This is a genomic window from Thiobacillus thiophilus (assembly GCF_055378705.1).
Window position 1 is genome coordinate 520,376 of sequence record NZ_AP042404.1, and the last position, 14,506, is coordinate 534,881.

The following is a 14,506-nucleotide window of genomic DNA, read 5'->3' on the forward strand; positions in this document are numbered from 1 at the left end:
CCTCAACGTGCCGCAGCGCCAGTACGCACGGCGTCGCTTGAGGCTTCCTGATGGGGCTGTGTCGGAGGGCCGGAGATCGAGGCCAGCAGCGCCCTGGCAAGCGCGACTACATTGTCGACCGTGAAGCCGTATTCGCGCAGCAGGACACCGGCCGGGGCCGAGGCACCGAAGCGCTCGACGCCGAGCATGTCGCCATCGGCGCCGACATAGCGGAACCAGCCCTGGGACACCCCCAACTCGACCGCCAGTCGTGCCCTCACGTCCGGCGGCAACACCTGATCGCGATAAGCCTGTGGCTGGGCGTCGAATAATTCCTCGCTCGGCATCGACACACAGCGCACGGCGATATTTTCGCTTTGCAGGCGCTCGGCAGCGGCGAGAATCAGGCTGACCTCGGAACCGCTGGCAATCAGGATCAGCGCCGGCTTGTGATCTTTCGCATCGCTCAACACATACGCGCCACGGCGCAGGCCATCGGCACCGGCATAACGGCCACGGTCGAGCGTGGGGACATTCTGCCGGGTCAGCACCAGCAGCACCGGGCGGCCGCGGGTTTCCACGGCCACCTTCCACGCCACCGCGGTTTCGTTGGCGTCGGCGGGACGGATCACGGTGAGGTTGGGAATCGCGCGCAGGCTGGCCAGCTGCTCCACCGGCTGGTGGGTCGGGCCGTCTTCACCAAGCGCGATGCTGTCGTGGGTGAAAACGTGCACCACGTGCACGCCCATCAACGCGGCGAGGCGGATCGCCGGGCGCATGTAGTCGGAGAAAATCAGGAAGGTGGCGCCGTACGGGATGAAGCCGCCGTGCGCAGCGAGACCGTTGACGATGGCGCCCATCGCATGTTCGCGCACGCCGAAGTGCAGGTTACGCCCGGCATGACTCCAGCCGCCGCCGTCGGATCCTTCAGTGTCCTCGCCGGATGCCATTGCCGGGTTGAAATCGCCCAGCCCCTTCAGTGCGGTATGGGTGGAGGGATCCAGATCGGCCGAACCGCCGAAAAGTGCAGGCAGTTTCGTGGCGAATGCGTTCATGATTTTGCCGCTGGCGACGCGGGTGGCCATGCCCTTGCCATCGGAGGGGAAGACCGGGATATCGGCATCCCAACCCGATGGCAGTTCGCCGTGCAGTCGGCCTTGCAGTTCCTTTGCCAGTTCTGGAAATGCCCTGGCATAGGTTTCCATTCGGCCATTCCATTCGGCTTCTGCCCTGGCACCCCGGTCCAGTGCCTCGCGGTAATGTGCCAGCGCCGGCTCCGGCACGAAAAACGGTGGGGCGAGAGGCCAGCCAAGCGTCTCCCTGGTTTTTTTCATATCCTCGGCGCCGAGCGGCGAGCCGTGCGCCCGGTAGCTGTCCTGCTCGGGCGAGCCGAAGCCGATGTGCGTGCGCACCAGAACCAGCGACGGCCGGGAAGTGTCGGCGCGGGCGGCATCCAGCGCGGCGCCGATCGCAGCCACGTCGTTGCCCTCGGCCACGCTGATAGTCTGCCAGCCATAGGCTTCGAAGCGTTTGGCGCGGTCTTCAGAAAATGTGATGTCGGTCCCGCCCGACAGCGTGACGCTGTTGCCGTCGTAGAGGCAGATCAGCTTGCCAAGTTTCAGGTGCCCGGCCAGCGACGCGGCCTCGGAGGCGACGCCTTCCATCAGGTCGCCGTCGCTGACGATGGCCCATGTATGGTGGTCGATCACCGTGTGACCGTCGCGGTTGTAGCGCGCCGCCAGATTCGCTTCGCCGATCGCCATGCCGACCGCATTCGCCAGCCCTTGCCCGAGCGGACCGGTGGTCACTTCGACGCCGGGGGTGTGACCGCGCTCGGGGTGCCCTGGCGTTTTGCTTCCCCATTGGCGAAACTGCCGGATGTCGTCCAGCGACAGGTCGTAGCCAGTCAGATGCAGCAGGCTGTAGAGAAGCGCGGATCCGTGTCCGGGCGACAAGACGAAGCGGTCACGATCAACCCAGTGCGGGTTGGCCGGATGATACTTGAGCTGGCGCATCCACAACGCGTAAGCCATCGGCGCGGCGCCGAGCGGCATGCCGGGATGGCCGCTGTTGGCGCGCTGAATCATGTCCAGTGACAGAAAGCGCACGGTGTTGATGCAAAGCTGATCGAGTGGGTCTGACATGGTCACTCCTTGACATATGTGCAAATAGTGCGACGCGCGTCAATGCTCTGTCAGCGCGTGGTCGACGATGGCCTGCGCCTCGCTCAACAGGCTGCGCAGGTGGTCTTCGCCGCGAAAGCTCTCCGCGTAAATTTTGTAAATGTCTTCGGTGCCGGACGGCCGCGCAGCGAACCAGCCGCTGGCGCTGACCACCTTGATGCCGCCGATCGGCGCGTCGTTGCCCGACGCGCGGTCGAGTACGCGGTCGATCTTCTCGCCGCCCAGCTGCGTGATCTGCACTTGTTGTGGCGAGAGTTTTGACAGCATCACTTTTTGCGCCGGCGTGGCGGGCGCCTCGACCCGGTCGTAGGCAGGTTCGCCGAACTCGCGCGCAAGATCAAAGCAAAGCCGGAATGATGCCGTCTTTGTCCGTCGTCCAGACGCTGCCGTCATGACGCAGGAAGGATGCGCCCGCACTCTCTTCCCCGCCAAAGCCAAGCGAGCCGTCGTGCAAGCCTTCGACAAACCATTTAAAACCAACCGGCACCTCGTAGAGCGTGCGATTGAGCCTCGCGGCGACGCGATCGATCATCTGGCTGCTGACCACCGTCTTGCCCACCGCCGCATCCTTGCTCCATTTTGGCCGATGCTGGAACAGGTAGGAAATAATGGTTGGGCGGCAGCAAACCCGCATTACGGGTGACAATGCCGTGCCGGTCATGGTCGGTATCGCAGGCGAAAGCGATGTCGAAGCGGTCCTTGAGTTCGATCAAGCCCTGCATCGCGTAGATTGATGACGGGTCCATGCGGATCTGGCCGTCCCAGTCGACTGTCATGAAGCGGAAGGTCGGATCGACGGCTTCGTTCACCACAGTGAGGTTCAAACCATAGCGTTCGGCAATCGGCCCCCAATAGTGAACGCCGGCGCCGCCCAGCGGATCTACGCCCATACTGATGTTCGCGCCGCGAATCGCATCCATGTCGAGCACATTGCCGAGATCGCTCACGTAAGTGTTGAGGTAGTCGTGCCGGTGCGTCTTGGCGGCACGCAGCGCCTGTTCGAAAGGCATTCTTTTCACGCCCTTCAGGCCGTCTTTCAGAAACTCGTTGGCCTTGGCTTCGATCCCGCCCGTGACGCCGGTATCCGCAGGCCCGCCATTGGGCGGGTTGTACTTGAAGCCGCCGCTGTCGGGCGGATTGTGGGAAGGCGTGATGACAATGCCGTCCGCCAGCCCGGCAACACGGCCGTGGTTGTATGTGAGTATGGCGTGTGAAATCACCGGCGTGGGTGTGTATTCGTCCTTATCCGCAAGCATGACGTCCACACCGTTGGCCGCCAGCACTTCGAGCGCACTGGTAAAGGCGGGCTCGGACAGCGCGTGCGTGTCGATGCCCAGAAACAGCGGACCATCTATACCCTGCTGTGTGCGGTACTGGCAAATGGCCTGGCTGATGGCAAGGACATGTCCTTCGCTGAAACTGTTTTCGAACGCGGAACCGCGATGCCCTGAGGTGCCGAACTTAACCCGCTGCTCCGGCACGGAAACATCTGGCACGTCAGTGTAATAGGCCGTAACAAGTTTAGACACGTCGACCAGCATCGCTGACGGGGCCGGCTTGCCTGCCAGGGGGCTGACTTTTACCGGCACATCTTTTGCGTTACTCATTCGGCACCTGAAATGCTTGCGAGCGGCGTTTGCGATCGACTTGGTAGCGCATATTCATGAACGTTCGTTCTTGAGCCGGCGGTAGTGCCGGATGAGCGCGTTGGTCGAGCTGTCATGTTTGAGCGGCGGTTCGTCCACGCCTTCAAGCTCAGGAGCCACGCGTTGCGCCAGTTCTTTGCCCAGCTCAACGCCCCATTGATCGAATGAATCGATGTTCCAGATCGTTCCTTGAGTGAAGACGCTGTGTTCGTAAAGCGCGATCAACTGCCCCAGCGTCTCCGGCGTCAGACGTTCGGCGAGTATGGTGTTGGTCGGGCGATTTCCTTCAAAGACGCGGTGCGGCGCCAGCCACCCTGGCGTGTTCTCGGCCTTGACCTCCTCCTCCGTCTTGCCGAACGCCAGCGCTTCGGTCTGCGCAAACAGATTCGCCATCAGCAGATCATGCTGATTGGCGATTGGATTCAACGCCTGGCAAAAGCCGATGAAGTCACAGGGGATCAGTCGGGTTCCCTGGTGGATAAGCTGATAGAACGAGTGCTGGCCGTTGGTGCCGGGTTCGCCCCAGTAGATGGGCCCGGTTTGCCAGGCGACGCACGTACCATCGAGCGTCACGTGTTTGCCGTTGCTCTCCATTGTCAGTTGCTGCAGGTAAGCGGGAAAGCGTTTGAGATAACGCTCGTAAGGCAGTACCGCGACCGTCTGCGCATCGAAGAAGTTGTTGTTCCATACCGTCAGCATTCCCATGAGCACGGGCAAATTCTGCGCGAATGGCGCGTTGCGGAAGTGCTGATCCATCGCGTGAAAGCCGGCGAGCATCGCACAGAAGTTCTCCGGTCCGATGGCAATCATGGTCGACAGCCCTATTGCCGAGTCCATGGAGTAGCGCCCGCCGACCCAGTCCCAGAAGCCGAACATATTCGCGGTATCGATGCCGAATCGGGAGACGCCTTCGGCGTTGGCAGATACGGCGACGAAGTGCCTGCGCACGGCCCGGTCGTCACCGAGTTTGCGCAAGTTCCAGGCGCGGGCGGCGTGGGCGTTGGTCAGGGTCTCGAGCGTCGTGAACGTCTTTGAGCAGATGATAAACAGGGTTTCTTCCGGGTCGAGATCGCGCGTGGCTTCCTCAAAGTCGGTGCCGTCCACGTTCGAAACGAAGCGGAATATCATGTCGCGTTGGCTGTAATAACGCAGCGCTTCGTAAGCCATCACCGGGCCGAGGTCGGAACCGCCGATGCCGATGTTGATGATATTGCGGATGCGCTTGCCGGTGTACCCCTGCCACTCGCCGCTGCGGACCTGGAGCGAAAATGCAGCCATCCGTTCGAGAACGGCATGCACCTCGGGCACGACGTCGACACCATCGACGACAACCCGCGCGGTCTCAGGCGCGCGCAGGGCGGTATGCAGCACGGCGCGTTTTTCCGTTACATTGATCCGTTCACCACGAAACATCGCGGCGATACGCTCACGCAAACCGCATTCCTCGGCCAGTTGCACAAGCAGTCGTATCGTTTCATCGGTGATGTGCTGCTTGGAGTAGTCGAGATAAATACCTGCGGCTTCGGCGGTCAGGCGTTCGCCGCGGCGAGGATCTTCGGCGAAGAGCTGCCGCAGATGCAGATGACGCATCGTTGCGTAATGGTCTTCGAGCGCCTTCCACGCCGGGCGCTCTGTCAGGCGTTGCGCCGGCGCGGCCGAACCGGTGGTCAGCGTCGCACTGCTCATGTCTGCCCGGCCTTCGTCAGCACGTCGATTTTTGAGGCGATGCGGTCCATCAGATCGCGCCATGACTTGGCGAAGGCTGCGGTGCCCTCGCGCTGGAGGTCGGCGGCAAGCGCCGCATTGTCGACCCCGGCCCGCACAAACTCGGCGAGCAGCGCTTCGGCATCGCCGCCATCAAGCGGCAAGGCGGCCTTCACTTTGCCGTGCTCGGCGAAAGCGAGCAGCGTTTTCTCGGGGATGGTGTTGATGGTATCCGGCGCCGCCAGCGCCTCGAGGTACAGGGTGTCCGAGGCGGCAGGATCCTTAGTGCCGGTGCTGGCCCACAGCAGGCGTTGCGGCCGCGCGCCGGCGTCGGCCAGTTTTTGCCAACGGGCAGAGGCCAGCAGCTCGCGGTAGGCCATGTAGGTGCGCATGGCGATGGCGATACCGAGGCGGTTGCGAAGGTCCTGCGGAACCTTGTCCTTGATGGCGACATCCCAGCGGCTGACGAAAAGCGACGCCACGCAACTGACCGCCGGATCGAGTCCGGCGGCGATGCGCCGTTCAATACCGCGCATGTATGCTTCGGCGGCGGCGATATAGTGCTCGCGCGAAAACAGCAGCGTGACATTTACCGGCACGCCGGCAAAGATCGTCTCCTCGATGGCGGGTAAACCGGCGCGGGTACCCGGGATCTTGATGAAGAGATTGGGGCGTTGCGCACGCCCATGCAGTTGCGCCGCCGCCTTGATACTGCCTGCCGTGTCGTCCGCCAGCAAGGGCGATACCTCCAGCGACACCCAGCCGTCAACGCCGCCGGTCCCTGCATGGACCGGAGCAAAGAGATCGGCGGCCTGGGTCAGGTCCTCCAAAGCCAGTTCGAAAAAGAGTGCTTCGCCCGACTTGCCGGCCAGCGCCTTTTGGCGAATGGCATCATCGTAGAAATCAGCCTCTTTGATGGCGTGCTCAAAGATCGTGGGATTGGAGGTCAGCCCTGTCACGGAAAGTTCATTGATATAGCGGCCCAGTGTGCCGCTCGTCAGCAACCCGCGCGTAATGTTGTCGAGCCAGAGACTTTGACCGAGATCGTGCAGTTGTTGTGTGGCTTTCATGACGCCTCCTGTTGCGTGCGGCTGACTTTGGGGGTGCCGGGCAAGGTGAGAAAATCGACATTGGTCAACTCGCCGATACGCTCAATCGTTATATCAGCCGCTGGATAGGCGGCGATCTTCCCGGGGTCGAGCGCATAGTGTCCCTGGCGCGGGAAGACGGTTGTCAGACGCTCTCCCCAGATTTTTTTCATCGCCGCCAGAATGCGCAGCTTGTCGTCCACCATGACGTAATGGCGAGCCGGATAACGCTGCTCGATCTCATCGAGCATTTGCTCCTTGTGCAGATAAATCAGCACCCTGCCCTCAACTGCATCCCACAATCCAGATCGCTGCACCTTGCGCGGCTGGAACACCACGTCGCCATCCGTCAGAATCACCGTCGGCCCCCTACGGCGGAGATGCGCAATGACGTCGAGCGCGCCGGGATACAAGCGCTCGGCAAACGGATAGTCCACCAAAAATGAAGACATCATCAGCAGGCGCGGATCATTCATGGCGCCGACACGGTAGCGCTGCAAGGCGCCCAGATAATCCGCATAGCCGAGTTCAACGCGCAGCGCCTCGAAGATTTTCCAATACCGATCGCGGCTCTCAGCGCCAAACGACTGAGCAAGATGCTCGCTCAGGTCGGCGATGATGCGATCGTTGTCGAGCAGCGTGTTGTCCACATCCAGCAGGAATATCATCGGGACCGGCGCCGTCATACGGACCCTTCCAGGATGGGATTGTTCCAGCCACCGTCCGCCGCGATGAGCGCGTCCGCTGCTTTAGGTCCCCAACTGCCGGGTTTGTACCGCGTCGCCTGGTGATGCTTCGTCAGCACAGGATCGACCACTGCCCAGGCGGCCTCGACGTTATTCTCACGGGCGAACAGCGCGCCTTCGCCGGCCATGGCATTGCCCAAGAGCCGCTCGTAGGGCGATTCCTCTTCCAGCTGCTCGTCCAGCAGGAAGAGCTCGTGCTGGACGCCGGTGAACTCCTTGCCTGCACGCTTGACGCGCGCGGCCAGGGCGACGGCGGAGTTGGGAGAGAGCCGGAAGCGCAGATAATTAGCCCGCCCTTCCACCGGCGCCGAGTCGTCGAAGAGTCTCTGCGGCGGCGGTTTCAACTCGACCAGGACCTCGGCCGCCGTAGTGGCCAGATTTTTGCCCGCGCGCAGATACCAAGGCACTCCTTGCCAGCGCCACGAGTCTATGAATAGCCGCATGGCGCAGAATGTCTCGACATCGGAATTCTTCGCCACACCCGGCTCCTTGCGGTAGCCGGCGTACTGGCCGCGCACCAGGTCGTCGGGCTGCAGGGGGCGCATGGCCCGGAACACCTTGTATTTTTCGGCGTGCACGGCGCCGTAGTCCTGATAGCCCGGCGGCTCCATGGCCAGCAACGCGAGGATCTGGAACAGATGGTTCTGCACGACGTCGCGCAGAGCGCCGGCGCTTTCGTAAAACGCGCCGCGACCCTCCACGCCGAAATCCTCGGCTAGGGTGATTTGCACGCTGGCCACGTGGTCGCGGTTCCAGATCGGCTCGAGGAACGAATTGGCGAAGCGGAAGTAGAGGATGTTCATGATCGCCTCCTTCCCAAGATAGTGATCGATGCGAAAGACCGCGTCTTCCGAAAACACCGACCGCAGGATGCGGTTGAGCTCGCGCGCGGAGGCCAGGTCGCGTCCGAACGGCTTTTCGACAATGACGCGCGCCTGCTCGGTCAGGCCCGCGGCGTCGAGCCCCTGGACGACCGTCTCGAACAAAGAAGGCGGGATGGCGAGATAGTGCGCCGGACGACGGGCCTCGCCGAGCGCCTTTTTGAGCGCCTCGAACGTACTCGGGTCATTGTAGTCGCCACTTACGTAGCCGAGCAGGGAGAGCAGATGATCGAGGGCCGGCTTGTCGTCGATCTTGCCGGACTCCCTGATGGCGTCCCTGGCGCGCTTGCGCAACTCTGTCACGCTGAGCTTGGAAGTGGCGACCCCGACCACCGGTACTTTGAGAACACCGCGCTTGGCCATCGCGTAGAGCGCCGGAAAGATCTTCTTGCGGGCGAGGTCGCCGGTAATGCCGAACAGCACCAGTGCGTCGGATTGCCTTGCGGCATCGTCTGTGTGATCCATCTCAGCGTCCCTCTTTCTTCTCATCATGCCCGCCAAACTGCTTGCGCATCGCCGACAGAATCCGGTTGGCATAGTCGGCATTGCCGCGCGAGGAAAAGCGCTCGAACAGCGCCGCGTTGATGACCGGTGTCGGTACGCCTTCCTCAATGGCCGCCAGTGCCGTCCAGCGCCCCTCACCCGAATCCGACACGCGACCCGAGAATTCGCTGAGATCCGCATCCTCAACCAGCGCCGCTGCGGTCAGATCGAGCAGCCATGACGCCACCACACTGCCGCGCCGCCAGACTTCGGCGATCTCGGGCAAGTCCAGCTCATACTGGTAAAACTCCGGGTTGCGCATCGGTGTGGTCTCGGCATCGCTATCGTGCGTGCGCTTGCCGGCGTTGGCATGGTGCAGAATACTCAGGCCCTCGGCATACGCCGCCATCAGCCCATATTCGATACCGTTGTGGACCATCTTGACGAAGTGTCCGGCGCCATGTGGCCCGCAGTGCAGGTAGCCCTGATCTGCGGTGGCGGCGGGTTTGTGCCGGCCCGGGGTCGGGGGGGCCGTGCCTGCGCCGGGGGCGAGCGTGGTGAAAATCGGATCAAGGTGCTGAACGATGTCTTTCTCACCCCCCATCATCAGGCAATAGCCGCGCTCCAGGCCCGCGACGCCGCCGCTGGTGCCCACATCCACATAATGCAACCCATGTGGTTGCAATTCAGCGGCACGCCGAACATCGTCACGGTAATAGGAGTTGCCGCCATCAATGACCATGTCGCCGGCTTCAAGCAGGGGTACCAGCTGCGCCAGCACCTCATCTACCACCGTCGCCGGCACCATCAGCCAGATCGCGCGCGGCTGGGTCATGTGGGCGACAAAATCCCCCAGCGAAACCGTGCCGACGGCACCTTCGCCGCGGAGTGCGTCGACGGCTTCTGCGCTACGGTTGTACACCACACATTTGTGCCCTCCCCGCATCAGGCGCCGCACCATATTGCTGCCCATACGTCCCAGGCCTATCATGCCGATCTGCATCTTGTACCTCCTGCTTTGTAGGGGGTGATCCTGACGCCGCGAATCGCTCATCGTGAAAGACTCAGCTCGCTTTAACGCACAAGAAACTGGAACTTATTCTTAATCTTTGCCCACTCATCGGCAGCGGGAAGAGCGGCCTTCGTATCAATGATCGGCTTCCAGCCTCGTGCCAATTCGAGATTGAGCGCAATGAAATGCAGCTGGTCTTGCGGAACGTCACACTGCGCGAAAATCGCGTCAACCGGACATTCGGCAACGGCGCATTCAAGTCTGAAGTGCAACAGTCTGGTTGCTTGCCCGGAATTTCTCAAGGCATGGTGAAAACAGGATTCGCACCCGTCCAGCTTAGACGCTGGCGCCAGGCTTCCGGATCGTCATTGCCGCAGTGCATCAGCAGCACGGTCTTGCCATCCATGATCGCCTGATGAAGGATCTTCAGTTTGTCATCGGGAATACCAAGACGATGCAGGGCAATGGTCAGGTGCGTTGCAGCGGCGCCAGCGGTCATCAGACCGGCACCCACTGCCGCACCCGCGATGGCATCGATCAGGGGTCCGGCGATAAGCACAGGCCCGATGCCGGGCAGCATAAGCAGGCCGACAGCGCCGACCAGCAGTCCGCCCAGCGATCCCCATAGCGCGCCCTTGGCGCCCCAGACCTTGAACCGTTCTTTTTCATTGGTATAGGCGATGCCGAGAAAGTCATCGCCCTCGCCGCCTGCCTTGTGCAGGAGGGAGACCTGATCCATCGGAAAATCATGTTTGATCATCTCCTCGACCTGCGCCTGTGCGTGGTCTGGGTTGTCAAACACGGCACCTACTAAATGATCGGTATGCGTGTTCATGCTTATCTCTCCTTGCCGAAATCAGAATAAATTCGCTTCTCGATGAGGCGCAAATCGTCATCGAATGTATACAGATGGGGGGCGCCGGTCGCCATCTCATAATCGATAATCTGCTGCGGTGTCATCTGCTCGATGTGCATGATGATGGATCGCAAGGAATTCCCGTGGGCGGAAACCAGCACGCTCTCACCGTTCTGAAGATGCGGGACAATGCGCTCCCTGTAATAAGGAAGCGTTCTTGCAGCGGTCATTTGCAGGCTCTCGCCATTGGGCGGGGGAATGTCGTAACTGCGGCGCCACAAATGCACCTGCTCTGCACCGTAGTGCTGGCGGGCCCAGTCCTTGTTCAGGCCTTGTAGGTCGCCGTAATACCGTTCATTGAGTTTGTCTGACACGAATATTTTCAACTCGTTCACATCGCCTTCGGCCGGGGTGAAATGTTCGTACCATTCGCTGTTTTGCTCATGCACGCGCGCGTACTGCGCGCAGTGACGATTCCGCCTGAGTATCTCGTATAGGCTGTCCTGTGCCCGCAGCAGGGTGGAAGTAAAAGCCACATCAAAGGCCTCATCGATCAACCATGCCGCCGCCTGTTGCGCTTCAATCACGCCCTGCGGGCTAAGGGAAACATCCACCCAGCCGGTAAAGCGGTTTTGCAGGTTCCAGACCGACTGACCGTGTCTGACCAGGAACAACCGGCTCACGTCGCTTGCTTCCACGGTTTACGCACACAGGTGACCGTGCCTGCAAAAGTGTGCGCTGCCCCGAGGTGCGGTTCGATGCGTAAAAAGGGATGGGCTTTATCAACCCATCCTCTACACGCAGCCACACCAATCTTGAGGCGGCTCATGATGACTTGCCCTTGCGTAATGCCCAGCCGATCATAACCAGCGCCCATCCATCGAAAAACAGGCTGATCCCGACATACAGGCCCACCAGCCACAGGGAACTGGATGGCCACCCGATCAGAAACAGCAAGGCCATCAGGAACGAGAGGACGCCATTGAAGGTCATCCAGCCCCAGCCTTTGGCAGGGTGGAGCGTCTGGGCGAGCGCGAAGCTGCCATAGGCATCCAGCAACAGATAAATGGCCAGCAACAAGCCCACAGCCGCCACGCCGGATGCGGGATAGACGAGCATCAGACCGCCGGTAATGAACAGCAGGGCCGGTTTGATCCAGTCGATGACGTGCGTCGGATTGTGTTTGTAGGTGTGAACACCCCATATGGCGCCGCCGGCCAGCAACAGCCAAGCGACAAAGATCGCGGTGCCCAGGGACATCAATCCGGGCAGGACAATACCCGCCATGCCCAGCACGATCAGCAGGATCCCCGTGATCAGGGTATAGGGCCCGAATTTATCGAGGATTTTTTGATTCATGGGCAGGGTGTTCATTTTTTTCCTTTATTCGGTTTTGGAAGGGGCGCAACGGTGTTCCACCGACATGACGTTTCCATGGCTTGTAACGATTCTGACCTGCTGGTTCATGATGCGTTTCCGCGCTAACCGGTTTTACGATTTGGGCTTAATGGACAGACGTTTTTCCACCTCCAGTACATGTCGGGTGGTGGCGAGGACCGAGTCCGGATTGAGGCTCATTGCATCGATTCCGATCTCCACCAGGTACTCGGCCATCTCGGGATAGTCCGATGGCGCCTGGCCACAGATGCTGGAGTGGCGCCCGTTGCGTTTTGCGCCCTCCACGGCCAGCCGGATCATCTCTTTGACGCCGGCGTCGCGCTCATCGAAATCGAAGGCGACGATTTCCGAATCGCGGTCCACGCCCAGGGTCAACTGGGTCAGGTCGTTGGAGCCGATGGAGAAGCCGTCGAACAACTTGGCGAAGGCGTCGATCAGGATGACGTTGTTGGGAATCTCGCACATAACGTAGACCTCCAGTCCATTTTCTCCGCGCTTGAGTCCATGGCTGGCCATCGCCGCCAACACCTTTTCGCCTTCCTCCACCCGACGGCAAAAAGGGATCATCAATATCACATTGGTCAGTCCCATCTCGTCGCGCACCCGTTTCATCGCCGCGCACTCCAGCGCAAAGCCTTCGGCATAGGCTGGGTGGGCATAGCGTGATGCGCCGCGAAAACCTATCATCGGGTTGTCTTCATCCGGCTCAAAAAACGTACCGCCCAGCAGGGTCGCGTATTCATTGCTCTTGAAGTCGCTCATACGCACCACGCAGGGTTTCGGATAGACCGCAGCGGCAATCGTGGCGACGCCTTCGGCCAGGGTCTTGACGAAGAAATCCGCCGGATCATCGTAGGCAACACTGAGTGCGGCGATTTTTCCGCGCGTGGCTGCGTCGACTTTTTCCGGATGTATGAGCGCCATCGGGTGCACCTTGATGTATTCGTTGATAATGAATTCCATGCGTGCCAGTCCAATTCCATCCACCGGCAGCGAGGCGAAACTGAAGGCCTGATCCGGATTACCCAGATTCATCATGATCCTGGTTTTGGGGTGTCCCAACTGGCTCAGATCGGTTTGCTGAATATCGAAGTCCAGCACGCCCTCATAGACATTTCCGGTTTCGCCTTCGGCGCAGCTGATGGTGATCGGCGTATCGGTTTTGATGACTTCTGCTGCGTTCCCGGTTCCCACGATGGCGGGAATGCCCAGTTCGCGTGACACGATGGCGGCATGGCAGGTACGGCCCCCCCGGCTCGTCACAATCGCGGCGGCGGTTTTCATGACCGGTTCCCAGTCCGGTGTCGTGGTATCGGCGACCAGCACCTCTCCCGGCTGGAAATCGCTGAGATGTCTGGCATCGTTGATGACCCGCGCCTTGCCGGCGCCAATCTTGGTGCCCACCGCCTTGCCTCTGAGCAGGACAGTCGATCTTTGCTTGAGATGGTAAATCTCCAGCACGCTGCCTTTCTTCTGCGACGCTACCGTTTCCGGTCGTGCCTGCACCATATACAACTGCCCATCGATCCCGTCTTTGGCCCACTCCATGTCCATGGGCTTGTAATAATCGGCTTGCTTGGAATAGTGGTTTTCAACCTTGATGGCATAGTCGGCCAGCACCATGACATCTGCGTCGGAGATGCAAAACCGGTTTCTTTCCTCGGCGGGCGTGTCGATATTCTCGGTGTATTCCACCGCGATATTGCCGATGTTGAGCGTGTCGGTAAAAATCATCTTCTTTTCTTTGCTGCCGAGGCTGCGTTTCAGCACGGCCCGATACCCTTCAACGAAGCTGGGTTTGTGCACATAGAAGCTATCGGGATCGATCGTGCCCTGCACGACGTTTTCGCCCAGCCCCAAGGCGGCATTGATGAAGACGACGTCCCTGAAGCCTGTTTCCGTGTCCAGCGAAAACATCACGCCACTGGCCCCGATGTCGCTGCGCACCATTTTCATGACCACGACGGAGATATGCACCTTGTAGTAATCGAAGCCATTGTCGAATTTGTAGTGGATGGAACGGTCGGTAAAGTTGGACGCCAGACAGCGTTTGTAGGCATCGAGCAGGGCGTCACCGCTGGCGATGTTGAGATAGGTGTCGTTCTGGCCGGCAAAAGAGGCCTCCGGGGAGTCCTCGGCGGTCGCTGACGAACGCACCGCCAGTGAAATGCTTTCGCCGTATTCCTGTTTGAGCTGGGCATAGCTTTGCAATATCGCCGTCTTCAGGTCTTCCGGCAGTTCACAGCCGTATACGACCGCCCTCGCCTTCTCACCTCGCGCCTGCAAATCCTTGATGTTGTCGGGGTCGAGTCCGTCAAGTACCGCATGCAGGCGCTGCCAGGCCTTGTTGTGTTCCAGCACATAACGATATGCCTCAGCGGTAACGGCAAAGCCGTTAGGGACGCGTACACCCTCAGCCGTCAGGTTCTGGTACATCTCCCCCAGCGAGGCGTTCTTGCCGCCGACCAGCGGCACATCGTCGATGTCAAGCTCGTTGAACCAGCGGATGTGTGTGATCTTGTTCATGTTT

At 60.5% G+C, this 14,506-nt stretch carries 14 protein-coding genes; all 14 read right to left on the reverse strand.

All coding sequences use genetic code 11. The features are described 5' to 3' along the window. Positions 1-2: 2 nt before the first annotated feature. Entirely contained in the window at positions 3-2,123 is a 2,121-nt protein-coding gene (gene tkt, locus ACZ41T_RS02500; protein ID WP_464922905.1) for a transketolase, read from the reverse strand. 39 nt (positions 2,124-2,162) lie between these two features. Further along, positions 2,163-2,429, reverse strand: a complete 267-nt coding sequence (locus ACZ41T_RS02505) for a hypothetical protein (RefSeq protein ID WP_464924014.1) — start codon at positions 2,427-2,429, stop codon at positions 2,163-2,165. Between the two features lie 70 nt (positions 2,430-2,499). Continuing rightward, complete coding sequence (locus ACZ41T_RS02510; protein WP_464922906.1) at positions 2,500-2,721, reverse strand: hypothetical protein; 222 nt, start codon at positions 2,719-2,721, stop codon at positions 2,500-2,502. Beyond that, a complete protein-coding gene (locus tag ACZ41T_RS02515) occupies positions 2,633-3,769 on the reverse strand; it encodes a phosphohexomutase domain-containing protein (RefSeq protein WP_464922907.1) in 1,137 nt (378 codons plus the stop codon). The genes ACZ41T_RS02510 and ACZ41T_RS02515 overlap by 89 nt, the downstream gene beginning before the upstream one ends. A gap of 54 nt (positions 3,770-3,823) precedes the next feature. Beyond that, positions 3,824-5,494 (reverse strand): glucose-6-phosphate isomerase, encoded by a 1,671-nt coding sequence (gene pgi, locus ACZ41T_RS02520; protein ID WP_464922908.1) that lies wholly within the window; start codon positions 5,492-5,494, stop codon positions 3,824-3,826. Next, the gene (tal, locus tag ACZ41T_RS02525) at positions 5,491-6,582 is read right to left on the reverse strand and encodes a transaldolase (protein ID WP_464922909.1); all 1,092 of its coding nucleotides are present in this window, start codon (positions 6,580-6,582) and stop codon (positions 5,491-5,493) included. Before tal ends, pgi begins: the two co-directional genes overlap by 4 nt. After that, a complete protein-coding gene (locus tag ACZ41T_RS02530; protein ID WP_464922910.1) occupies positions 6,579-7,268 on the reverse strand; it encodes an HAD family hydrolase in 690 nt (229 codons plus the stop codon). Before ACZ41T_RS02530 ends, tal begins: the two co-directional genes overlap by 4 nt. A 14-nt stretch (positions 7,269-7,282) precedes the next feature. Beyond that, complete coding sequence (gene zwf, locus ACZ41T_RS02535) at positions 7,283-8,692, reverse strand: glucose-6-phosphate dehydrogenase (RefSeq protein WP_464922911.1); 1,410 nt, start codon at positions 8,690-8,692, stop codon at positions 7,283-7,285. A 1-nt stretch (position 8,693) separates the two neighbouring features. Next, entirely contained in the window at positions 8,694-9,713 is a 1,020-nt protein-coding gene (gnd, locus tag ACZ41T_RS02540) for a phosphogluconate dehydrogenase (NAD(+)-dependent, decarboxylating) (RefSeq protein WP_464922912.1), read from the reverse strand. Positions 9,714-9,784: 71 nt separating this feature from the next. Further along, on the reverse strand, positions 9,785-9,994 hold the full coding sequence (locus tag ACZ41T_RS02545) for a DUF3470 domain-containing protein (protein WP_464922913.1): 210 nt from the start codon (positions 9,992-9,994) through the stop codon (positions 9,785-9,787). Between the two features lie 26 nt (positions 9,995-10,020). Continuing rightward, positions 10,021-10,557, reverse strand: coding sequence for a hypothetical protein (locus tag ACZ41T_RS02550; RefSeq protein WP_464922914.1), 537 nt, complete (start codon positions 10,555-10,557; stop codon positions 10,021-10,023). Between the two features lie 2 nt (positions 10,558-10,559). Continuing rightward, positions 10,560-11,276 carry a 2,3-bisphosphoglycerate-dependent phosphoglycerate mutase gene (locus ACZ41T_RS02555; protein ID WP_464922915.1) on the reverse strand — a complete coding sequence of 239 codons (717 nt, stop codon included), beginning with the start codon at positions 11,274-11,276 and terminating at the stop codon, positions 10,560-10,562. Between the two features lie 127 nt (positions 11,277-11,403). Then, complete coding sequence (locus ACZ41T_RS02560; RefSeq protein ID WP_464922916.1) at positions 11,404-11,952, reverse strand: HdeD family acid-resistance protein; 549 nt, start codon at positions 11,950-11,952, stop codon at positions 11,404-11,406. A gap of 117 nt (positions 11,953-12,069) precedes the next feature. Next, the gene (gene ppsA, locus ACZ41T_RS02565; RefSeq protein ID WP_464922917.1) at positions 12,070-14,502 is read right to left on the reverse strand and encodes a phosphoenolpyruvate synthase; all 2,433 of its coding nucleotides are present in this window, start codon (positions 14,500-14,502) and stop codon (positions 12,070-12,072) included. Between the last annotated feature and the right edge of the window lie 4 nt (positions 14,503-14,506).